The organism is Sphingopyxis terrae subsp. terrae NBRC 15098 (assembly GCF_001610975.1).
Lineage (GTDB): Bacteria > Pseudomonadota > Alphaproteobacteria > Sphingomonadales > Sphingomonadaceae > Sphingopyxis > Sphingopyxis terrae_A.
Genome location: NZ_CP013342.1, coordinates 1,618,338 through 1,636,017, shown reverse-complemented (window position 1 = coordinate 1,636,017; position 17,680 = coordinate 1,618,338). Strand labels below are relative to the sequence as shown.

The window sequence follows — 17,680 nt, the reverse complement described above, 5'->3', positions numbered from 1 at the left end:
GTTACGGCCCAAAATGTTCCGGAAGCGCATCAAGCCAGTCGGCGATGTCGTTCACATGAAAATCGACATGGTCCGGCAGGTGGTCGCGATGGCCGCTTTCGCTGCCATTGTCCAGCCATACGGTCGTCATTCCCAGCGCCTTGGCGGGGGTCAGATTGCGCGCCATATCCTCGACGAACAGGCTCTTCGCCGGATCGATTCCGAGATGGCCGATCATCATGCGATAAGCTTCGGCGTCGGGCTTCGGCGTATAGCGCGTCGAGCGAATATCGCAGATGCCGTCGAACAGATCGGCGATGCCCCGCGCGTCGAGCACGCGCGCCGCATAATCGGCATCGGCGTTGGTGAAGATCAGACGGCGGCCGGGCAGGCGCTCGAGTCCGGCGCGCAGCCGCGCATCGGGCGCCAGCCGGTCGAGAGGAATATCGTGGACGTCGACTAGGAAATCTTCGGGATCGACGCCGTGGTGGCGCATCAGCCCCGCCATCGTCGTGCCGTGATCGTGGAAATACTGCTTTTGTACACGCCGAGCTTCGACGGCATCGACGTCCATCAGACGCATGATGAAAGCGCCCATGCGCGCGTCGATCAGGTCGAACAGCCGCGCCGACGGATGGTAGAGCGTGTTGTCGAGATCGAAGATCCAGCAGTCGATATGATCGATCGGTACCGTCATGACGCCGCGCGCCATAGGACGCGCCGCCCGCGACGGCAAGGTAGCCGTGGCACACTTTGCAGTTCCCATGTTACCCCGCTAAGCAGGCTGCCACTGGGCAGCAGGGGACAGACTTATGAAATCGACGATGCTTCTTCCGCTCGCGCTGGCAGGCGCGCTGCTTTCGGCGCCGGTTGCGGCGCAGGCGCCGACGCGCACGGTGATCCACGCCGGCAAATTGATGGCGGAGCCCGGCAAGCCGGTGCGCGGCGCGACGACGATCATCGTCGAAAATGGCAAGGTCGTTGCGATTCTCGACGGCTACCAGCCGGCCGATGCCGGCGCGGTGCTGATCGATCTCAAGGACAAATATGTCCTGCCCGGCCTGATCGACAGCCACGTCCACCTGACCAGCGATGCTGGCGGTCTGGCGGGCCAGCTCGAGGAAGTGACGCTCAGCCCTGCGGCTCAGGCCTTCAATGCCGAGGTAAACGGCCTGAAGACCCTGCGTGCGGGCTTCACCACGGTGCGCAATCTGGGCGATGGTGACGGGGCCACGCTGGCGCTGCGCGACGCGATCCTGGCGGGGAAGGTGCAGGGGCCGCGCATCGTCGATGCGGGCAACGCGATTTCGGGTAGCGCCGGACATATGGACGGATCGCTCGGCTATCGGGACGAACTGCGCCCCTATTTCCAGGGAGCGGGGAACACTTGCAACGGTGCCGACGATTGCCGCCGTGCCGTCCGGCTTCAGGTCGGGCGCGGCGCCGACGTGATCAAATTCGCCTCGACGGGCGGCGTCAACAGCCGCATCGGTGCAGGGCTGGGCAAGCAGATGTTCGACGACGAAGCCAAGGCGATCGTCGCTACCGCGCATATGTTCGGCAAAAAGGTCGCGGTCCATGCGCACGGTGCCGACGGCATCCGCCTGGCGCTCGACGCCGGCGCCGATTCGATCGAGCACGGCACGATCCTCGACGAAGCGACGATCGCCGCCTGGACGAAGTCGAAGGCTTATTATGTTCCGACCCTGTCGACCGTGAACGGCTACAAGGAGCGGCTGGCGGCGAACGCCAATGCCTATGAACCCGATGTGCTCGCCAAGATTCGCTGGCGCATCTCGATCACCGGCAAAAGCCTCGAGCAACTCGTCCCGCGCGGCGTGCGTATCGCCTTCGGCACCGACGCGGGCGTGTCCAAGCATGGCCGCAACGCCGACGAATTCGAACTGATGGTCCAGCACGGCATGACGCCCGTTGAAGCGCTGAAGGCTGCGACGGTCAACGCCGCGGATCTGCTGGGCCTGTCGGACGAAATCGGCACGATCGCGCCGGGCAAGAGCGCGGACATCATCGCGGTGGCGAGTGACCCGGTTGCCGATGTGACGGTGCTGAAAAAGGTCGACTTCGTGATGGCGCGGGGGGCAGTGGTTGATTGACCCGCAGCATCATCGCGAGGAGCGAAGCGACGCGGCAATCCAGTGCTGCATTGATCAGCTCCGGATTGAGCCGCTTCGCTCGCAATGACGCGCTCTATTATGCCAACGCCGCGCGCAACCGCAGCCACCGCTCCAGCTTCGCCGCATAGCCCACCGTATTCGCCGCGCTGCTTGATGGCAGATCGACGAGCGCGACGCCCTCAAGCACGGGCACTTGCCTTCGCCCGATCGCTGCGGCCTTGTTGCCGTTGAAGGCGATCATGCGCAGATCGGGCAGTGCCGCGATCAGGGCGCCAAGGTCGTGCGCCTCGGCCTCGCGGATCAGCGAATCGCTGCTCGTAAGCCGCTCGGCCGAACGGATCACGTCCCATAGCCCGATCTTCGCATCCGCGAGCGCGCCCAGCCGCTCGTCATAGGTCAGGACGGCGAGCGGCCGGTCGATCGCGGCGCCTACCAGCCGCCAGAACTGGTTCGTTGGATGCGCATAATAGCGCCGCTCGGCGAGGGAACGCGCGCCGGGCAGGCTGCCGAGAATCAGCAGGCGCGTGTCGGGCGCGACGTGCGGTGCGAAGCTGGCGTGGCGGACCGGAGGCATTTACGGGGCGCTACCGGCCGGAAATCCGCGGCGCAAGCCGCTTGACGCTTGACCGCAAAGGGAATCACCGCTAGGGGCGCCCCCGATCGAAAGCGGCGGACTTCTCGCCAAACTCGTTCACAACAGCGCTTGAACATTGCTGGCGCGGATGGAGCCTCCGGAGGACGTAATGTGTCCGCCGGGGTCTTTTGCTGTTATAAGGTCGGGGCATTTCGATGCCCCGGAGCTTCATCCACCGCGGTAGAGTAACCGTTCGCTCCGATGGGCGGACACTTGAAGGTGAAGCATTCATGCCCACGATCAACCAGCTGGTCCGCAAGGGCCGGACTCCGCAGAAAGTGAAGTCCAAGGTCCCGGCGATGGAAGCAAACCCGCAGAAGCGCGGCGTTTGCACCCGTGTCTATACGACGACCCCGAAAAAGCCGAACTCGGCGCTCCGCAAGGTTGCGAAGGTCCGCCTGACCAACCAGCGCGAAGTCATTTCCTACATCCCCGGCGAAGGCCACAACCTCCAGGAACACAGCGTCGTGCTGATCCGCGGCGGCCGTGTGCGCGACCTTCCCGGTGTCCGTTACCACGTCCTGCGCGGCGTTCTGGACACCCAGGGTGTGAAAGACCGCAAGCAGAGCCGTTCGAAATACGGTGCGAAGCGTCCGAAGTAAGGACGGCTTTTTCGGCTATTTGATCATCCCGCGGGCGCGTTGCGCCGGGATGCTGTTGTAAAAGGAATTACCTATGGCTCGTCGTCGTCGTCCTGAACGCCGCGAAATCCTGCCCGATCCCCGTTTCGGGGATGTCGTGCTGTCGAAGTTCATGAACAGTGTCATGCTCGACGGTAAGAAGTCGGTCGCCGAAAGCATCGTCTATGGCGCACTCGAAGCGGTCGAAGCCCGCGCCAAGAAGGAGCCGCTCGGCGTGTTCCATGAGGCGCTCGCCAATATCCGTCCGAATATCGAAGTCCGCAGCCGCCGCGTCGGCGGTGCGACCTATCAGGTTCCGGTCGAAGTCCGTCCGGACCGCGCGCAGGCGCTCGCGATCCGCTGGCTGATCACCGCGGCGCGCAACCGCAGCGAAACCACGATGGCCGCGCGCCTGTCGGGCGAACTGCTCGATGCGTCGAACAATCGCGGCAACGCGGTCAAGAAGCGCGAAGACACGCACCGCATGGCCGAAGCTAACCGCGCCTTCAGCCACTACCGCTGGTAATTTGCGAGGGCGCCCCCCGGCGTCTCGCAATCGCAACAAAACTTCCTATATCGGGGGCGGCTCCAAAGGCTTCCCCCAAAAACCGAGGAAAAGATCATGGCACGCAGCCATCCGCTCGAACGCTATCGCAATTTCGGTATCATGGCGCACATCGACGCCGGCAAGACCACGACGACCGAGCGCATTCTCTATTACACCGGCAAGTCCTACAAGATCGGCGAAGTCCACGACGGCGCTGCCACGATGGACTGGATGGAACAGGAACAGGAACGCGGCATCACGATCACGTCGGCTGCCACCACCTGCCTGTGGAAGGCCGATGAAGGTCAGGGTCCGGAACACCGCCTGAACATCATCGACACCCCCGGCCACGTTGACTTCACCATCGAAGTCGAACGCAGCTTGCGCGTCCTCGACGGCGCCGTCGCCGCGTTCGACGGCGTTGCGGGTGTCGAACCGCAGTCGGAAACCGTGTGGCGCCAGGCGGACAAGTACAAGGTTCCGCGGATGTGCTTCATCAACAAGCTCGACCGCACCGGCGCCAATTTCTATTACTGCGTTCAGACGATCATCGATCGTCTGGGTGCGGTGCCGGCCGTCCTGTACCTCCCCATCGGGGCGGAATCGGACTTCAAGGGCCTCGTCGACCTCGTCAACGAACGCGCGATCATCTGGAAGGATGAAAGCCTGGGCGCCGAATTCTTCTACGAAGACATCCCGGCCGACCTCGCCGACAAGGCTGCCGAATATCGCGAAAAGCTCGTCGAACTCGCCGTCGAACAGGACGACGATGCGATGGAAGCCTATCTCGAAGGCACGCTGCCCGACGTGGCGACGCTGAAAGCGCTGATCCGCAAGGGCACGCTCGGCCAGGCGTTCGTTCCGGTCCTGTGCGGCTCGGCGTTCAAGAACAAGGGCGTCCAGACGCTGCTCGACGCGGTTGTCGATTATCTGCCTTCGCCGCTCGACATCCCCGACGTCCAGGGCATCAACCCCGACACCGAGGAAGCCGATTCGCGTCCGACGTCGGACAGCGCACCGCTGTCGATGCTCGCGTTCAAGATCATGAACGACCCCTTCGTCGGTTCGCTCACCTTCGCGCGCATCTATTCGGGTACGCTCTCGAAGGGCACCTATCTGAACTCGGTGAAGGACAAGAAGGAAAAGATCGGCCGTATGCTCCTCATGCACGCCAACTCGCGTGAGGACATCGAAGAAGCCTATGCGGGCGACATCGTCGCGCTCGCCGGCCTCAAGGAAACCACGACCGGCGACACGATCTGCGCGAGCAATGCGCCGATCATCCTCGAACGGATGGAATTCCCCGAGCCGGTCATCGAGCTGTCGGTCGAACCCAAGACCAAGGCCGACCAGGAAAAGATGGGCGTTGCCCTCAACCGCCTGGCAGCCGAGGATCCCTCGTTCCGCGTCTCGACCGACCATGAATCGGGCCAGACGATCATCAAGGGCATGGGCGAGCTTCACCTCGACATTCTCGTCGATCGCATGAAGCGCGAATTCAAGGTCGAAGCAAATGTCGGTGCGCCGCAGGTGGCGTATCGCGAAAGCCTCGCGAAGCCGGTCGAAGTTGACTACACCCACAAGAAGCAGTCGGGTGGTTCGGGTCAGTTCGGTCGCGTCAAGGTCCAGGTCACCCCGGGCGAGCGCGGCAGCGGCGTCACCTTCACCGACGAGATCAAGGGCGGCAACATTCCGCGCGAATATATCCCGGCGGTCGAAAAGGGTTTCCGCGAATCGGCTGAAAACGGTCACATGATCGGCTTCCCGATCATCGACTTCGACATCAAGCTGATCGACGGTGCGTACCACGATGTCGACTCGTCGGCGCTGGCGTTCGAAATCGCGGGCCGTGCGGCGATGCGCGAAGTGGCGGCAAAGGCCGGCATCAAGCTGCTCGAACCGGTGATGAAGGTCGAAGTTGTTACCCCTGAAGAATTCATGGGCGACGTGATCGGCGACCTCAACAGCCGTCGTGGCCAGATCCAGGGTACGGACAGCCGCGGCAACGCCCAGGTGGTTGAAGCCATCGTGCCGCTCGCCAATATGTTCGGCTACGTCAACCAGCTGCGTTCTTTCACCCAGGGCCGGGCCCAGTACACGATGCAGTTCTCGCACTATGAAGAAGTGCCGAACAACGTCGCGGACGAGGTGAAGGCGAAGATGGCCTGATCCGGTTTGGCCGTGCGGGGCTTGCCTCGCACGGCGGACCCGGACAAGCGCGGGCTTGCACCGCGCGGCAAGACCTACTAAGGGCGGCGCCTGATTCAGCAGGCTCGTCCAGGACTGATCAACTCAACACGCGAACAAGAAGGTTCAAGAAACATGGCTAAGGCTAAATTTGAGCGGACGAAGCCGCACTGCAACATCGGCACCATCGGTCACGTCGACCATGGCAAGACCTCGCTGACCGCCGCGATCACCAAGGTGCTCGCCGAAGAAGGTCTGTCGCAGAAGGTCGACTTCGAAAACATCGACAAGGCGCCCGAAGAGCGCGAGCGCGGCATCACCATTTCGACCGCGCACGTCGAATATGAAACCAAGGAACGCCACTATGCGCACGTCGACTGCCCGGGTCACGCCGACTATGTGAAGAACATGATCACCGGCGCGGCGCAGATGGACGGCGCGATCCTGGTGGTTTCGGCTGCTGACGGCCCGATGCCGCAGACCAAGGAGCACATCCTGCTCGCGAAGCAGGTCGGCGTTCCGACCATGGTCGTCTTCCTGAACAAGGTTGACCAGCTCGACGATCCCGAACTGCTCGAACTCGTCGAGCTCGAAATCCGCGAAGAACTTTCGAAGCGCGATTTCGACGGCGACAATATTCCGATCATCGCGGGTTCGGCTCTGGCCGCCCTCGAAAGCCGCGACGACAACATCGGCAAGGAAGCTATCCTGAAGCTGATGGAAGCCGTCGACAGCTGGATCCCGCAGCCGGAACGCCCGCTCGACAAGCCCTTCCTGATGCCGATCGAAGACGTGTTCTCGATTTCGGGTCGTGGTACGGTTGTCACCGGTCGCGTCGAAACCGGTATCGTCAAGGTTGGTGAAGAAGTCGAAATCGTCGGCATCAAGGACACCAAGAAGACGACCGTCACCGGCGTCGAAATGTTCCGCAAGCTGCTCGATCAGGGCCAGGCTGGCGACAACATCGGTGCGCTGATCCGCGGCGTCGGCCGTGAAGAAGTCGAGCGTGGCCAGGTTCTGGCGAAGCCCGGCTCGATCACGCCGCACACCGAGTTCAGCTCGGAAGTGTACGTCCTGTCGAAGGACGAAGGCGGCCGTCACACGCCGTTCTTCGCGAACTATCGTCCGCAGTTCTACTTCCGTACCACTGACGTCACCGGCGAAGTCATCCTGCCGGAAGGCACGGAAATGGTCATGCCGGGCGACAACGTCCAGCTGACGGTCAAGCTCATCGCTCCGATCGCCATGGACCAGGGCCTGCGCTTCGCGATCCGCGAAGGTGGCCGCACGGTCGGCGCAGGGGTTGTGGCCTCGATCATTAAGTAATATAGGGCCTCGAGCCGCTCGAATCGGGTGATTCGGGCGGCTCGTAGCTTTTGAGATTTTTGATGGCCTTTCCGGCCTCCATGCGGGGGTCGGGACGGGCCATTTCGGCTCTTTCGCATCGTCAGACGGGATTCGACTGGAATAGTCATGGAAACGCAGAATATTCGCATTCGCCTGAAGGCCTTTGATCACCGCGTGCTCGATCAGGCCACCACCGACATCGCCGATACGGCACGTCGTACGGGCGCCCTCATTCGCGGTCCCATCCCGCTGCCGACGCGCATTGAAAAATTCACCGTGAACCGCGGTCCGCATGTCGACAAGAAGTCGCGCGAGCAGTTCGAGGTGCGTACCCACAAGCGGCTGCTCGACATCGTGCAGCCCACCCCGCAGACGGTCGATGCGCTGATGAAGCTCGACCTCGCCGCGGGCGTGAACGTCGAAATCAAGTTGGCCTAACTAGCCAGCGTGCTCCGGACTTGATCCGGAGGCCAGGGTAGAAGCGGCCGATAGGCCGCACTGAAACCGCCCTGGGTTCCTGCTTTCGCAGGAACACATTCAGGTTTCGGAGGATACCGCCGGATTTATCCGGGCTGCGTCCCCCGTCTTGCCGCTGATCCCACGGGAAAGCGGCACCTCAGCCCGGACGGGGCGATGCATCGAAATTTCGGGCTGGGAGGGCCGTCATCGAGCGCAGGTTCGGTGGGGTCCACATGCCGTGCGGAAATGGTTCTGCCCGGCCTCTGTTAGGAGTGAATGATCATGCGCACTGGCGTGATCGCGAAAAAAATGGGGATGACCCGCCTGTTTCAGGACGATGGCCGCCATGTGCCCGTCACCGTTCTGAGCCTCGAAGGCTGCCAGGTCGTCTCGGTTCGCGAAAAGGAACGCGACGGCTATGTGGCCGTCCAGCTCGGTGCCGGCTCGGCAAAGGCGAAGAATGTCGCCAAGCCGCAGCGCGGGGCCTATGGCAAGGCCGAGGTTGAGCCCAAGGCGAAGCTCGTCGAATTCCGCGTCGCTGACGACGCGACGCTTGACGTCGGCGCCGAACTGTCGGCCGACCATTTCGTCGCCGGCCAGATGGTCGATATCCAGGGTGTCACCCAGGGTAAGGGCTTTGCCGGTGCGATGAAGCGCTGGGGTTTCGGCGGTATGCGCGCCACCCACGGTGTTTCCATCAGCCACCGTGCTCATGGTTCGACCGGTAACCGTCAGGATCCGGGCCGCGTCTTCAAGAACAAGAAGATGGCTGGCCACATGGGCGCGCGCAATCGCACCCAGCAGAATCTCGAAATCGTCCGCACCGACGCCGAGCGCGGTCTTCTCTTCGTCAAGGGTTCGGTCCCTGGCTCGAAGGGCGGCTGGCTGCTGGTTCGCGATGCGATGAAACTGCCGCGCCACCCCGAAGCCCCCTATCCGGCGGCGGTCAAGAGCGCGGCGAACAGCAACAATGCCCCGGCTGAAGCCCCTGCGGAAGCAGAGGTCGAAACGACCGCGGCCGACGGCGCACAGGAGTCCTGATCATGAAGGTCAAGGTACAGACCCTCGATGGCAAGGCTGGCGCCGACATCGATCTTAACGACGACGTCTTCGGCGTCGACGCGCGGGCGGACATCCTCCACCGCGTCGTCGCCTGGCAGCTCGAAAAGCGTCGCGGCCCCGCCCGCGCTGCCCGTGAGCGCAGCGACGTTGCCCGCACCGGCAAGAAGTTCGGTCGCCAGAAGGGCGGCGGTACCGCCCGTCACGGCGATCGCAAGGCGCCGATCTTCATCGGCGGTGGTAAGGCGCACGGTCCCCGGGCCCGCACTTTCGGCCACTCGCTGAACAAGAAGATCCGCACCCTTGGTCTCAAGATGGCGCTGAGCGACAAGGCAAAGGGCGGCAAGCTCGTTGTCATCGACACGCTCGAGCTCAAGGAAGCCAAGACCAAGGCGCTGGCCGGCAAGCTCGGCAAGCTCGACCTCGGTCGCCGTGCGCTCTTCATCGACGGCGATGCGGTCCATGACAGCTTCGCCCAGGCTTCGGCCAACATCGTCGGCGTCGATTCGCTGCCGGCGATCGGTGCCAACGTCTATGACATCCTTCGCGCCGACACGCTGGTCCTGACCCGCGCGGCGGTCGAAAAGCTGGAGGCCCGCTGCAATGGCTAAGGCAAAGACCATCGATGCGCGTCACTATGACGTGATCCTGTCGCCAGTGATCACCGAAAAGTCGACGCTGCTCAGCGAAAACGACGCCGTCGTCTTCCGCGTCGCCAACGACGCAACGAAGCCGGCGATCAAGGCCGCCGTCGAGGCGCTGTTCGATGTCAAGGTGCTCAGCGTGAACACGCTGGTCACCAAGGGCAAGACCAAGCGCTGGAAGGGCAAGCCCTACACCCGCAGCGACGTGAAGAAGGCGATCGTTCGCCTGGCCGAAGGCCAGTCGATCGACGTCACCACCGGCGTCTGACGGATAGGGGAAGGCAGAGAAAATGGCACTCAAATCCTATAATCCGACCAGCCCTGGACAGCGTGGCCTGATCCTCGTCGACAAATCGTCGCTGTGGAAGGGCAAGCCCGTCAAGGCGCTGACCGAAGGCAAGCGCAAGACCGGCGGCCGCAACAACAAGGGCCACGTGACCTCGCGCGGCATCGCCGGCGGTCACAAGCAAAAATATCGCTTCATCGACTTCAAGCGTCGCAAGTGGGGCGTTCCGGCGACCGTCGAACGGCTCGAATATGACCCGAACCGTACGGCGTTCATCGCGCTCATCAAATATGAGGACGGTGATCTCGCCTATATCCTGGCGCCGCAGCGCCTGGCGGTCGGCGATACGGTCGTCGCGGACAAGAAGACCGACGTGAAGCCCGGCAATGCGATGGAATTGTCGCAGATGCCGGTCGGCACGATCGTCCACAATATCGAGATGAAGCCGGGCAAGGGCGGCCAGATCGCCCGTTCGGCCGGCACTTATGCGCAGGTCGTCGGTCGTGACCGCGGTCTTGTCATCGTGCGTCTCGGTTCGGGCGAACAGCGCTACATTCGCGGCGAGTGCATGGGCACGGTCGGTGCGGTGTCGAACCCCGACAACCAGAACACCAACCTGGGCAAGGCCGGCCGCAGCCGCTGGCTCGGCAAGCGTCCGCTGACCCGCGGCGTCGCCAAGAACCCGGTCGACCACCCGCACGGCGGTGGTGAAGGCCGGACCTCGGGCGGCCGTCACCCGGTCACCCCGTGGGGCAAGCCGACCAAGGGCGCCCGTACCCGCCACAACAAGTCGACCGACAAGATGATCATCCGGTCGCGTCACGCGAAGAAGAAGAGGTAAGCCATGGCACGCTCGGTCTGGAAGGGTCCGTTCGTCGACCTTCATCTCCTCAAGAAAGCCGAAGCGGCTCAGGACGGCGGCAGCTCTGCCCCGATCAAGACCTGGTCGCGTCGCTCCACCATCCTGCCGCAGTTCGTCGGGCTGACCTTCAACGTCTACAACGGCCGCAAGTTCGTGCCGGTGTCGGTCAATGAAGACATGGTCGGCATGAAGCTGGGTGAATTTGCGCCGACGCGCTTCTTCCCCGGTCACGCGGCCGACAAGAAGGGCAAACGCTAATGGGCAAGGAAAAATCCCCTCGCCGCGTTGCGGACAATGAGGCGCTGTCGGTCGGCACGCAGATTCGCGGTTCGGCGCAGAAGCTGAACCTCGTTGCCGCTCTGATCCGCGGCCGCAAGGTCGAAGACGCGATGAACGTCCTCGCTTTCTCGAAGAAGGCGATGGCTGTCGACGTGCGCAAGGTTCTCGCCAGCGCCGTCGCCAACGCGGAAAACAATCACAACCTCGATGTCGATGCACTCGTCGTCAAGGAAGCGAGCGTCGGCAAGTCGTTCACGATGAAGCGCTGGCATGCGCGCGGCCGCGGCAAATCGACCCGGATCGAAAAGCCGTTCAGCCGCATCCGCATCGTCGTGCGCGAACAGGAAGAAGAGGCGTAAGATGGGCCAGAAGAGCAATCCGATCGGCCTGCGCCTGCAGGTCAACCGCACCTGGGACAGCCGCTGGTTCGCGGAAGGCCAGGATTATGGACGCATGCTTATCGAGGATCTGAAGATCCGCAAATATGTGTTCAAGACCCTGCCGCAGGCCGCGATTTCGAAGGTCGTCATCGAACGTCCGGCGAAGCTGTGCCGCGTGTCGATCTATGCCGCCCGTCCGGGTGTCATCATCGGCAAGAAGGGCGCGGACATCGAAAAGCTGCGCAAGGCGCTCGGTGAAATGACCGGCAGCGACGTGAGCCTGAACATCGTCGAAATCCGCAAGCCGGAAGTCGATGCCAAGCTCGTCGCGCAGGGCATTGCCGACCAGCTCGAACGCCGCGTTGCCTTCCGCCGTGCGATGAAGCGCGCGGTTCAGTCGGCGATGCGTCTGGGCGCCGAAGGCATCCGCATCAACTGTGCGGGTCGTCTCGGCGGCGCGGAAATCGCCCGCACCGAATGGTATCGCGAAGGCCGCGTTCCGCTGCACACGCTGCGTGCGAACGTCGATTATGCCGAGGCCGAAGCCCACACCGCCTATGGCGTGTGCGGCATGAAGGTCTGGATCTTCAAGGGCGAGATCCTGGGCCACGACCCGATGGCGACCGACCGGCTGATGCTCGACGCGCAGACGTCGGGCGTTCGCCCGGCGCGCGATGAACGCCGTTAAGGAACGCTGACATGTTGCAACCGAAGAAAACCAAGTTCCGCAAGGCCTTCAAGGGCCGCATCCATGGCAATGCCAAGGGTGGCACCAGCCTGAACTTCGGCTCCTACGGCCTGAAGGCGATGGAACCCGAGCGCATCACCGCGCGCCAGATCGAAGCGGCCCGCCGTGCGATCAGCCGTGCGATCAAGCGTCAGGGCCGCCTCTGGATCCGCGTGTTTCCCGACCTTCCCGTGTCGTCGAAGCCCGCCGAAGTCCGTATGGGTAAGGGCAAGGGCGCGCCCGAATATTGGGCCGCCCGCGTCAAGCCCGGCCGCATCCTGTTCGAACTCGACGGCGTTCCTGGCCCCGTGGCCGCGCTGGCGTTCGAGCGTGCGGCGATGAAGCTGCCGATCAAGACGAAGGTCGTCGCCCGCCTCGGCGACACCTCGCACCTGGAGGGTTGAGGGCCATGGCCAAGACCGAAGATGTGACCAAGAAGACCGACGACCAGCTCGCCGAACAGCTTGGCGAACTGAAGCGCGAGGCATTCAACCTCCGTTTCCAGGCCGCCACGGGCCAGCTCGAAAAGGCTTCGCGGGTCAAGGAAGTGCGGCGCACGATCGCCCGTATCAAGACCGAACAAACCGCGCGCGTTCGCGCGGCGGCGAAGTAAGGAGACTGTCATGCCGAAGCGCATTCTGACCGGCACGGTAGTGTCCGACAAGGGCGACAAGACCGTCGTGGTGAAGGTGGAGCGTAAGGTGAAGCACCCGCTCTACGGCAAGATCATCCGGCGTTCGAAGAAGTATCACGCCCATGATGAGGACAACGCCATCAAGGCTGGCGAAACCGTCCGCATCGAGGAAACGAAGCCGATTTCGAAGCTGAAGACGTGGAAGGTTCTCGAAAAGGTCGAAACCTCCACCAAGCCGAAAGCGGCCGAAGCCTGAGGGCTTCACGCAAGTTTCACGGAACCGCCGGGATGGCCCGGTAGGCCAAGGAAGAAGGAAATGCATCGATGATCCAGATGCAGTCACAACTGGAAGTCGCCGACAACAGCGGCGCGAAGCGCGTCCAGTGCATCAAGGTGCTGGGCGGCTCGAAGCGTCGCACGGCCGGCGTGGGCGACCTTATCGTCGTCTCGATCAAGGAAGCCCAGCCGCGCGGCAAGGTGAAGAAGGGCGACGTGCATCGTGCCGTCATCGTTCGCACCGCGAAGGACGTTCGTCGTGCCGACGGTTCGGTGATCCGTTTCGACAGCAACGCCGCCGTGCTCGTCAACAAGAATGAAGAGCCGATCGGCACCCGTATCTTCGGCCCCGTCGTCCGCGAACTGCGCGGTAAGGGCTATATGAAGATCATCAGCCTGGCGCCGGAGGTGCTTTGACCATGGGTATGGCCAAGATCAAGAAGGGTGACACCGTCGTCGTCCTGTCCGGCAAGGACAAGGGCAAGACCGGCGAAGTGACGCAGAGCCTGCCGAAGGACGGCAAGGTCGTCGTCGCGGGCGTCAACATCATCACCCGCCACAAGAAGCCGAACCAGCAGGATCCGCAGGGCGGCCTCGAGCGCAAGGAAGCGCCGCTGCACGTCAGCAAGGTCGCGGTTGCCGATCCCAAGACTGGCAAGCCGACGCGCGTCCGCTTTGAAACCAAGGACGGCAAGAAGGTCCGCGTGGCCGTGAAGTCCGGGGAGACGATCAATGGCTGACAACTACACCCCGCGCATGCGCAAGCTCTATGACGACCAGATCGTCAAGGCGATGACCGAAAAGTTCGGTTACAAGAATGCGATGGAAGTTCCGAAGATCGAGAAGATCACGCTCAACATGGGTGTGGGCGATGCGGTCCAGGACAAGAAGAAGGTCGAAACGGCCGCTTCGGAAATGGAACTGATCGCGGGCCAGAAGCCCGTTATCACCAAGGCGAAGAAGTCGATTGCCGGCTTCAAGCTGCGTGAAGGCATGCCGATCGGCTGCAAGGTGACGCTGCGTCGCGAGCGGATGTATGAATTCCTCGACCGCCTCATCACCATCGCGATGCCGCGCATCCGCGACTTCCGCGGCGTGTCGCCGAAGAGCTTCGACGGTCGGGGCAACTATGCCCTCGGCCTGAAGGAACAGATCATCTTCCCCGAGATCAACTATGACCGCATCGATCAAGTGCGCGGCATGGATGTGATCGTGACCACGTCGGCACGTACGGACGAGGAAGCCCGCGAACTGCTCAAGCTGTTCGGCTTCCCCTTCCCGATCGAAGCCCAGGCCAAGGAAGCCGCCTGAGTCCCCGCTGGGGATCCTCGGGCCGGACAGGAACAAGGAAAGAGAACTTAAGTCATGGCGAAACTGAGTTCGGTGAACAAGAATGAGCGTCGCAAGAAGCTGGTGAAGAAATATGCCGGCCGCTATGCGAAACTGAAGGCTATTGCGGCCGACACCACGCTCGACGACGGCGAGCGTCTGATCGCGCGCCTCAAGATGGCGGAAATTCCGCGCAACGGTAACCCGACCCGTATCCGTAACCGGTGCGAACTGACGGGCCGTCCGCGCGCTTATTATCGCAAATTCCGGCTGTGCCGTATTCAGCTCCGCGATCTGGCCAACAAGGGCCTGATCCCCGGCGTTGTGAAGTCGAGCTGGTAAGGAACACGCAACATGGCAATGACCGATCCTTTGGGTGATATGCTCACCCGCATCCGCAACGGCCAGCAGGCGAAGAAGGACAGCGTCCTGACGCCGGCTTCGACGCTGCGTGTCCGCGTTCTCGACGTGCTCAAGCGCGAAGGCTACATCCGTGGCTACAGCGAAGAAGTGCTCGGCACCAAGGGCCAGCACAAGGGCATCCGCATCGAGCTCAAATATTTCGAAGGCCAGCCGGCGATCCGCCACGTGGCGCGCGTCTCGAAGCCGGGCCGCCGCGTCTATTCGGGTTCGAAAGAACTGCCGGTGGTTCGCAACGGCCTGGGCATCACCATCGTGTCGACCCCGCGCGGTGTCCTTTCGGACGCCGAAGCACGCGAGCATAATGTCGGCGGCGAAGTGCTGGCGGAGGTGTTCTAATGTCGCGCATCGGTAAAAAGGCAGTGGAGATCCCCAGCGGTGTTACCGCTGCGATCGACGGCGGCCAGCTGTCGGTCAAGGGCCCCAAGGGCACGCTGGCGATGCCGCTGTCCGACAACATCAAATATGAAGTCGGCGAGGGCGCCATCTCGGTGCAGCCCGCGAACGAAAGCCGCGAAGCGCGCGCTTTCTGGGGCATGCAGCGCACGCTGGTGCAGAACCTGATCACGGGCGTGACCGAAGGTTTCACCAAGGTGCTCGAAATCACGGGTGTCGGCTACCGCGCCAACGCGCAGGGCAAGAATCTGAAGCTGCAGCTCGGCTACAGCCACGATGTCGATTTCGCGGTGCCGGAAGGCATCGAGATCAAGACGCCGGATAACACGACGATCGAGATCAGCGGCATCGACAAGCAGCAGGTCGGCCAGGTCGCGGCGGAAATTCGTCGCTGGCGCAAGCCCGAACCCTATAAGGGCAAGGGTATCAAGTATCGCGGCGAGTACATCTTCCGCAAAGAAGGCAAGAAGAAGTAAGCCATGGCACATCTTACCCCTTTCGAAAAACGCCGCCAGCGCGTTCGTACCGCACTCCGTCTGCGTGCTGCCGGGCGTCCGCGCCTTTCGGTGCACCGCTCGGGCCGCCACATCTATGCGCAGCTCATCGATGACGCCGCCGGCAAGACGCTGGCTGCGGCTTCGACGCTCGACAAGGATCTGCGCGGCAAGACCGGCGCGACGGCTTCGGCTGCTGCCGAAGTCGGCAAGCGCCTTGCCGACGCCGCCAAGAAGGCGGGCGTGACGCAGGTCGTGTTCGACCGCGGCGGCTTCCTGTTCCACGGGCGCATCAAGGCGCTGGCCGACGCGGCGCGCGAAGGCGGATTGGAGTTCTGATTATGGCTGACGAAAACACCACGGGTCAGGGCAACCAGCCCGAGGCGATCCTGGCGCCTGAAACCACCAACGCCGAAGTCACGGGTCGCCGTGGTCGCGGCGGTCGTGATGGCGGACGTGGCGGTCGCGACGGTGGCCGTGGTCGCCGCGACGATCGGCGTCCGCGCGACGAGGACGGTGGCGAAGAGCTGATTGAAAAGCTCGTTCACATCAACCGCGTCTCGAAGACCGTGAAGGGCGGCAAGCGCTTCGGTTTCGCCGCGCTCGTCGTCGTCGGTGATGGCAAGGGCCGCGCCGGTTTCGGTCATGGCAAGGCGCGCGAAGTGCCCGAAGCCATTTCGAAGGCGACCGCCGCTGCGAAGAAGGCGATGATTCGCGTTCCGCTGCGCGACGGCCGCACGCTGCACCATGACGGTCGCGGCCATTTCGGCGCCGGCAACGTCACCGTGCGTTCGGCGCCTGCCGGTACCGGCATCATCGCCGGTGGCCCGATGCGTGCCGTGTTCGAATCGCTCGGTGTTGCCGATGTGGTGACCAAGTCGGTCGGCACGTCGAACCCCTACAACATGATCCGCGCGACCTTCCAGGCGCTCGGCGAACAGACCAGCCCGAAGTCGGTTGCGCAGCGTCGCGGCAAGAAGGTTTCGGACCTGATCAAGCGCGGCGGCGTGTCCGATCGTGCAGCCGAGGCTGAAGCCGCGGCGGTGACGGAGTAAGACAATGGCCGACAAGAAGATCAAGATCCGCCAGATCGGTTCGCCGATCCGTCGTCCCAAGGACCAGCGCAAGATCCTGACCGGCCTCGGCCTGGGCAAGATGAACCGCGAAGTCGAACTGGTCGACACCCCGGAAGTGCGCGGCATGATCCGCAAGCTTCCGCACATGGTGGAAGTAATCGAGGGCTAAGGTGAAGCTCTATCGCCTGTTGACCGGTCCCGACGACGCCGCTTTCTGCGCGCGTGTCGAAGGGCTGCTCAACCGGGGGTGGCAACTTCACGGAAGTCCGTCGATCACCTGCGTCGATGGCCGCGGCTATGTGGCGCAGGCGATCGTGATGGAAAAGGCCGGGCCTTATCCCGGCTTCCAACCGTCGAGTGAAATCGAACCCGACTGAAACACCGGGTTCAAAGCGCGACAAAAGCGAAAGCGAGTGCAATGACTATCAAGCTTAACGATCTTCGTGACAACAATGGCGCCCGCAAGGGCCGTATGCGCGTCGGACGCGGCATCGGTTCGGGCAAGGGCAAGACCGCCGGCCGCGGCCAGAAGGGCCAGAAGGCCCGCAGCGGTGTCGCGATCAACGGCTTCGAAGGCGGCCAGATGCCGCTCCACATGCGCATCCCGAAGCGCGGCTTCAACAACATCTTTGGCAAGGATTTCGCGATCGTGAACCTGGGCCAGGTGCAGAAGCTGGTCGATGCCAAGAAGCTCGACCCCAAGGCGACTGTCGACCATGCGGCGCTGAAGGCGGCCGGTGTGGCCCGCGGCGGCAAGGACGGCGTCCGCCTCCTCGCCAAGGGCGAACTGACCGCGAAGCTCAACTTCGCCGTTGCCGGCGCGTCGAAGGGCGCGATCGAGGCGGTCGAAAAGGCGGGCGGCAAGGTTGACCTGCCGGCGGCCGAAGCGAAGGCCGAGTAATTCGGACAA

The 17,680-nt window shown here is 63.1% G+C and carries 29 protein-coding genes; 27 read left to right on the top strand and 2 right to left on the bottom strand.

Annotated features, from left to right (window positions below):
* Nucleotide 1: 1 nt before the first annotated feature.
* Entirely contained in the window at nucleotides 2-676 is a 675-nt protein-coding gene (locus AOA14_RS07935) for a pyrimidine 5'-nucleotidase (RefSeq protein WP_062903065.1), read from the bottom strand.
* Between the two features lie 115 nt (nucleotides 677-791).
* Between AOA14_RS07935 and AOA14_RS07930 the strand changes: the two genes are divergently transcribed.
* Nucleotides 792-2,093 (top strand): metal-dependent hydrolase family protein, encoded by a 1,302-nt coding sequence (locus AOA14_RS07930; protein ID WP_062901390.1) that lies wholly within the window; start codon nucleotides 792-794, stop codon nucleotides 2,091-2,093.
* A 97-nt stretch (nucleotides 2,094-2,190) separates the two neighbouring features.
* Here the strand turns inward: AOA14_RS07930 and AOA14_RS07925 are convergent, their stop codons facing one another.
* Nucleotides 2,191-2,688, bottom strand: coding sequence for a DNA-deoxyinosine glycosylase (locus AOA14_RS07925; protein WP_062901389.1), 498 nt, complete (start codon nucleotides 2,686-2,688; stop codon nucleotides 2,191-2,193).
* A 290-nt stretch (nucleotides 2,689-2,978) separates the two neighbouring features.
* Between AOA14_RS07925 and rpsL the strand changes: the two genes are divergently transcribed.
* The 26 genes from rpsL (at nucleotide 2,979) to rplO (ending at nucleotide 17,671) form a co-directional block, all read left to right on the top strand.
* Nucleotides 2,979-3,350 (top strand): 30S ribosomal protein S12, encoded by a 372-nt coding sequence (gene rpsL, locus AOA14_RS07920; RefSeq protein WP_003042180.1) that lies wholly within the window; start codon nucleotides 2,979-2,981, stop codon nucleotides 3,348-3,350.
* Nucleotides 3,351-3,423: 73 nt separating this feature from the next.
* Nucleotides 3,424-3,894 carry a 30S ribosomal protein S7 gene (gene rpsG, locus AOA14_RS07915; protein WP_003042192.1) on the top strand — a complete coding sequence of 157 codons (471 nt, stop codon included), beginning with the start codon at nucleotides 3,424-3,426 and terminating at the stop codon, nucleotides 3,892-3,894.
* A gap of 96 nt (nucleotides 3,895-3,990) precedes the next feature.
* Nucleotides 3,991-6,084, top strand: a complete 2,094-nt coding sequence (fusA, locus tag AOA14_RS07910; protein ID WP_003042194.1) for an elongation factor G — start codon at nucleotides 3,991-3,993, stop codon at nucleotides 6,082-6,084.
* Nucleotides 6,085-6,237: 153 nt separating this feature from the next.
* Complete coding sequence (gene tuf / locus AOA14_RS07905) at nucleotides 6,238-7,428, top strand: elongation factor Tu (protein ID WP_062901388.1); 1,191 nt, start codon at nucleotides 6,238-6,240, stop codon at nucleotides 7,426-7,428.
* 147 nt (nucleotides 7,429-7,575) lie between these two features.
* Nucleotides 7,576-7,887, top strand: coding sequence for a 30S ribosomal protein S10 (rpsJ, locus tag AOA14_RS07900; RefSeq protein WP_003042199.1), 312 nt, complete (start codon nucleotides 7,576-7,578; stop codon nucleotides 7,885-7,887).
* Between the two features lie 303 nt (nucleotides 7,888-8,190).
* Nucleotides 8,191-8,949 (top strand): 50S ribosomal protein L3, encoded by a 759-nt coding sequence (gene rplC / locus AOA14_RS07895; protein WP_062903064.1) that lies wholly within the window; start codon nucleotides 8,191-8,193, stop codon nucleotides 8,947-8,949.
* 2 nt (nucleotides 8,950-8,951) lie between these two features.
* Nucleotides 8,952-9,578, top strand: a complete 627-nt coding sequence (gene rplD, locus AOA14_RS07890) for a 50S ribosomal protein L4 (RefSeq protein WP_062901387.1) — start codon at nucleotides 8,952-8,954, stop codon at nucleotides 9,576-9,578.
* Nucleotides 9,571-9,879 (top strand): 50S ribosomal protein L23, encoded by a 309-nt coding sequence (locus tag AOA14_RS07885; protein ID WP_003042207.1) that lies wholly within the window; start codon nucleotides 9,571-9,573, stop codon nucleotides 9,877-9,879. The genes rplD and AOA14_RS07885 overlap by 8 nt, the downstream gene beginning before the upstream one ends.
* Nucleotides 9,880-9,901: 22 nt before the next feature.
* Nucleotides 9,902-10,738 (top strand): 50S ribosomal protein L2, encoded by an 837-nt coding sequence (gene rplB, locus AOA14_RS07880; RefSeq protein ID WP_003042210.1) that lies wholly within the window; start codon nucleotides 9,902-9,904, stop codon nucleotides 10,736-10,738.
* Nucleotides 10,739-10,741: 3 nt separating this feature from the next.
* Nucleotides 10,742-11,017: a 30S ribosomal protein S19 gene (gene rpsS, locus AOA14_RS07875; protein WP_003042215.1), complete on the top strand. Its 276-nt coding sequence runs from the start codon at nucleotides 10,742-10,744 to the stop codon at nucleotides 11,015-11,017.
* Nucleotides 11,017-11,397 (top strand): 50S ribosomal protein L22, encoded by a 381-nt coding sequence (gene rplV, locus AOA14_RS07870; RefSeq protein WP_003042218.1) that lies wholly within the window; start codon nucleotides 11,017-11,019, stop codon nucleotides 11,395-11,397. Before rpsS ends, rplV begins: the two co-directional genes overlap by 1 nt.
* A gap of 1 nt (nucleotide 11,398) precedes the next feature.
* Nucleotides 11,399-12,106 carry a 30S ribosomal protein S3 gene (gene rpsC / locus AOA14_RS07865; protein WP_003042222.1) on the top strand — a complete coding sequence of 236 codons (708 nt, stop codon included), beginning with the start codon at nucleotides 11,399-11,401 and terminating at the stop codon, nucleotides 12,104-12,106.
* An 11-nt stretch (nucleotides 12,107-12,117) separates the two neighbouring features.
* Complete coding sequence (rplP, locus tag AOA14_RS07860) at nucleotides 12,118-12,549, top strand: 50S ribosomal protein L16 (RefSeq protein ID WP_003042223.1); 432 nt, start codon at nucleotides 12,118-12,120, stop codon at nucleotides 12,547-12,549.
* Nucleotides 12,550-12,554: 5 nt separating this feature from the next.
* Complete coding sequence (gene rpmC, locus AOA14_RS07855) at nucleotides 12,555-12,758, top strand: 50S ribosomal protein L29 (RefSeq protein WP_003042226.1); 204 nt, start codon at nucleotides 12,555-12,557, stop codon at nucleotides 12,756-12,758.
* A gap of 10 nt (nucleotides 12,759-12,768) precedes the next feature.
* A complete protein-coding gene (gene rpsQ, locus AOA14_RS07850) occupies nucleotides 12,769-13,035 on the top strand; it encodes a 30S ribosomal protein S17 (protein ID WP_003042229.1) in 267 nt (88 codons plus the stop codon).
* Nucleotides 13,036-13,103: 68 nt separating this feature from the next.
* Nucleotides 13,104-13,472: a 50S ribosomal protein L14 gene (gene rplN / locus AOA14_RS07845; protein WP_003042233.1), complete on the top strand. Its 369-nt coding sequence runs from the start codon at nucleotides 13,104-13,106 to the stop codon at nucleotides 13,470-13,472.
* Between the two features lie 2 nt (nucleotides 13,473-13,474).
* Nucleotides 13,475-13,795: a 50S ribosomal protein L24 gene (gene rplX / locus AOA14_RS07840; protein WP_040589516.1), complete on the top strand. Its 321-nt coding sequence runs from the start codon at nucleotides 13,475-13,477 to the stop codon at nucleotides 13,793-13,795.
* Nucleotides 13,788-14,366: a 50S ribosomal protein L5 gene (gene rplE / locus AOA14_RS07835; protein WP_003042239.1), complete on the top strand. Its 579-nt coding sequence runs from the start codon at nucleotides 13,788-13,790 to the stop codon at nucleotides 14,364-14,366. Before rplX ends, rplE begins: the two co-directional genes overlap by 8 nt.
* Before the next feature lie 54 nt (nucleotides 14,367-14,420).
* Complete coding sequence (gene rpsN / locus AOA14_RS07830; RefSeq protein ID WP_062901386.1) at nucleotides 14,421-14,726, top strand: 30S ribosomal protein S14; 306 nt, start codon at nucleotides 14,421-14,423, stop codon at nucleotides 14,724-14,726.
* Between the two features lie 12 nt (nucleotides 14,727-14,738).
* A complete protein-coding gene (gene rpsH / locus AOA14_RS07825) occupies nucleotides 14,739-15,143 on the top strand; it encodes a 30S ribosomal protein S8 (RefSeq protein ID WP_003042244.1) in 405 nt (134 codons plus the stop codon).
* Nucleotides 15,143-15,676, top strand: coding sequence for a 50S ribosomal protein L6 (gene rplF, locus AOA14_RS07820; RefSeq protein WP_062901385.1), 534 nt, complete (start codon nucleotides 15,143-15,145; stop codon nucleotides 15,674-15,676). The genes rpsH and rplF overlap by 1 nt, the downstream gene beginning before the upstream one ends.
* Before the next feature lie 3 nt (nucleotides 15,677-15,679).
* On the top strand, nucleotides 15,680-16,033 hold the full coding sequence (gene rplR, locus AOA14_RS07815) for a 50S ribosomal protein L18 (RefSeq protein WP_003042250.1): 354 nt from the start codon (nucleotides 15,680-15,682) through the stop codon (nucleotides 16,031-16,033).
* Nucleotides 16,034-16,035: 2 nt separating this feature from the next.
* On the top strand, nucleotides 16,036-16,749 hold the full coding sequence (gene rpsE, locus AOA14_RS07810) for a 30S ribosomal protein S5 (protein ID WP_003042253.1): 714 nt from the start codon (nucleotides 16,036-16,038) through the stop codon (nucleotides 16,747-16,749).
* 4 nt (nucleotides 16,750-16,753) lie between these two features.
* Nucleotides 16,754-16,939 carry a 50S ribosomal protein L30 gene (gene rpmD, locus AOA14_RS07805; protein WP_003042255.1) on the top strand — a complete coding sequence of 62 codons (186 nt, stop codon included), beginning with the start codon at nucleotides 16,754-16,756 and terminating at the stop codon, nucleotides 16,937-16,939.
* Between the two features lies 1 nt (nucleotide 16,940).
* Nucleotides 16,941-17,147, top strand: a complete 207-nt coding sequence (locus AOA14_RS07800) for a DUF1737 domain-containing protein (protein WP_062901384.1) — start codon at nucleotides 16,941-16,943, stop codon at nucleotides 17,145-17,147.
* Nucleotides 17,148-17,188: 41 nt separating this feature from the next.
* On the top strand, nucleotides 17,189-17,671 hold the full coding sequence (gene rplO, locus AOA14_RS07795) for a 50S ribosomal protein L15 (protein WP_062767596.1): 483 nt from the start codon (nucleotides 17,189-17,191) through the stop codon (nucleotides 17,669-17,671).
* The last annotated feature ends 9 nt before the right edge of the window (nucleotides 17,672-17,680 follow it).

Coding starts and splice junctions, on each gene's coding strand:
- AOA14_RS07935 (WP_062903065.1), bottom strand. CDS start 676: ATGACGGTACCGATCGATCATATCGACTGCTGGATCTTCGATCTCGAC.
- AOA14_RS07930 (WP_062901390.1), top strand. CDS start 792: ATGAAATCGACGATGCTTCTTCCGCTCGCGCTGGCAGGCGCGCTGCTT.
- AOA14_RS07925 (WP_062901389.1), bottom strand. CDS start 2,688: ATGCCTCCGGTCCGCCACGCCAGCTTCGCACCGCACGTCGCGCCCGAC.
- rpsL (WP_003042180.1), top strand. CDS start 2,979: ATGCCCACGATCAACCAGCTGGTCCGCAAGGGCCGGACTCCGCAGAAA.
- rpsG (WP_003042192.1), top strand. CDS start 3,424: ATGGCTCGTCGTCGTCGTCCTGAACGCCGCGAAATCCTGCCCGATCCC.
- fusA (WP_003042194.1), top strand. CDS start 3,991: ATGGCACGCAGCCATCCGCTCGAACGCTATCGCAATTTCGGTATCATG.
- tuf (WP_062901388.1), top strand. CDS start 6,238: ATGGCTAAGGCTAAATTTGAGCGGACGAAGCCGCACTGCAACATCGGC.
- rpsJ (WP_003042199.1), top strand. CDS start 7,576: ATGGAAACGCAGAATATTCGCATTCGCCTGAAGGCCTTTGATCACCGC.
- rplC (WP_062903064.1), top strand. CDS start 8,191: ATGCGCACTGGCGTGATCGCGAAAAAAATGGGGATGACCCGCCTGTTT.
- rplD (WP_062901387.1), top strand. CDS start 8,952: ATGAAGGTCAAGGTACAGACCCTCGATGGCAAGGCTGGCGCCGACATC.
- AOA14_RS07885 (WP_003042207.1), top strand. CDS start 9,571: ATGGCTAAGGCAAAGACCATCGATGCGCGTCACTATGACGTGATCCTG.
- rplB (WP_003042210.1), top strand. CDS start 9,902: ATGGCACTCAAATCCTATAATCCGACCAGCCCTGGACAGCGTGGCCTG.
- rpsS (WP_003042215.1), top strand. CDS start 10,742: ATGGCACGCTCGGTCTGGAAGGGTCCGTTCGTCGACCTTCATCTCCTC.
- rplV (WP_003042218.1), top strand. CDS start 11,017: ATGGGCAAGGAAAAATCCCCTCGCCGCGTTGCGGACAATGAGGCGCTG.
- rpsC (WP_003042222.1), top strand. CDS start 11,399: ATGGGCCAGAAGAGCAATCCGATCGGCCTGCGCCTGCAGGTCAACCGC.
- rplP (WP_003042223.1), top strand. CDS start 12,118: ATGTTGCAACCGAAGAAAACCAAGTTCCGCAAGGCCTTCAAGGGCCGC.
- rpmC (WP_003042226.1), top strand. CDS start 12,555: ATGGCCAAGACCGAAGATGTGACCAAGAAGACCGACGACCAGCTCGCC.
- rpsQ (WP_003042229.1), top strand. CDS start 12,769: ATGCCGAAGCGCATTCTGACCGGCACGGTAGTGTCCGACAAGGGCGAC.
- rplN (WP_003042233.1), top strand. CDS start 13,104: ATGATCCAGATGCAGTCACAACTGGAAGTCGCCGACAACAGCGGCGCG.
- rplX (WP_040589516.1), top strand. CDS start 13,475: ATGGGTATGGCCAAGATCAAGAAGGGTGACACCGTCGTCGTCCTGTCC.
- rplE (WP_003042239.1), top strand. CDS start 13,788: ATGGCTGACAACTACACCCCGCGCATGCGCAAGCTCTATGACGACCAG.
- rpsN (WP_062901386.1), top strand. CDS start 14,421: ATGGCGAAACTGAGTTCGGTGAACAAGAATGAGCGTCGCAAGAAGCTG.
- rpsH (WP_003042244.1), top strand. CDS start 14,739: ATGGCAATGACCGATCCTTTGGGTGATATGCTCACCCGCATCCGCAAC.
- rplF (WP_062901385.1), top strand. CDS start 15,143: ATGTCGCGCATCGGTAAAAAGGCAGTGGAGATCCCCAGCGGTGTTACC.
- rplR (WP_003042250.1), top strand. CDS start 15,680: ATGGCACATCTTACCCCTTTCGAAAAACGCCGCCAGCGCGTTCGTACC.
- rpsE (WP_003042253.1), top strand. CDS start 16,036: ATGGCTGACGAAAACACCACGGGTCAGGGCAACCAGCCCGAGGCGATC.
- rpmD (WP_003042255.1), top strand. CDS start 16,754: ATGGCCGACAAGAAGATCAAGATCCGCCAGATCGGTTCGCCGATCCGT.
- rplO (WP_062767596.1), top strand. CDS start 17,189: ATGACTATCAAGCTTAACGATCTTCGTGACAACAATGGCGCCCGCAAG.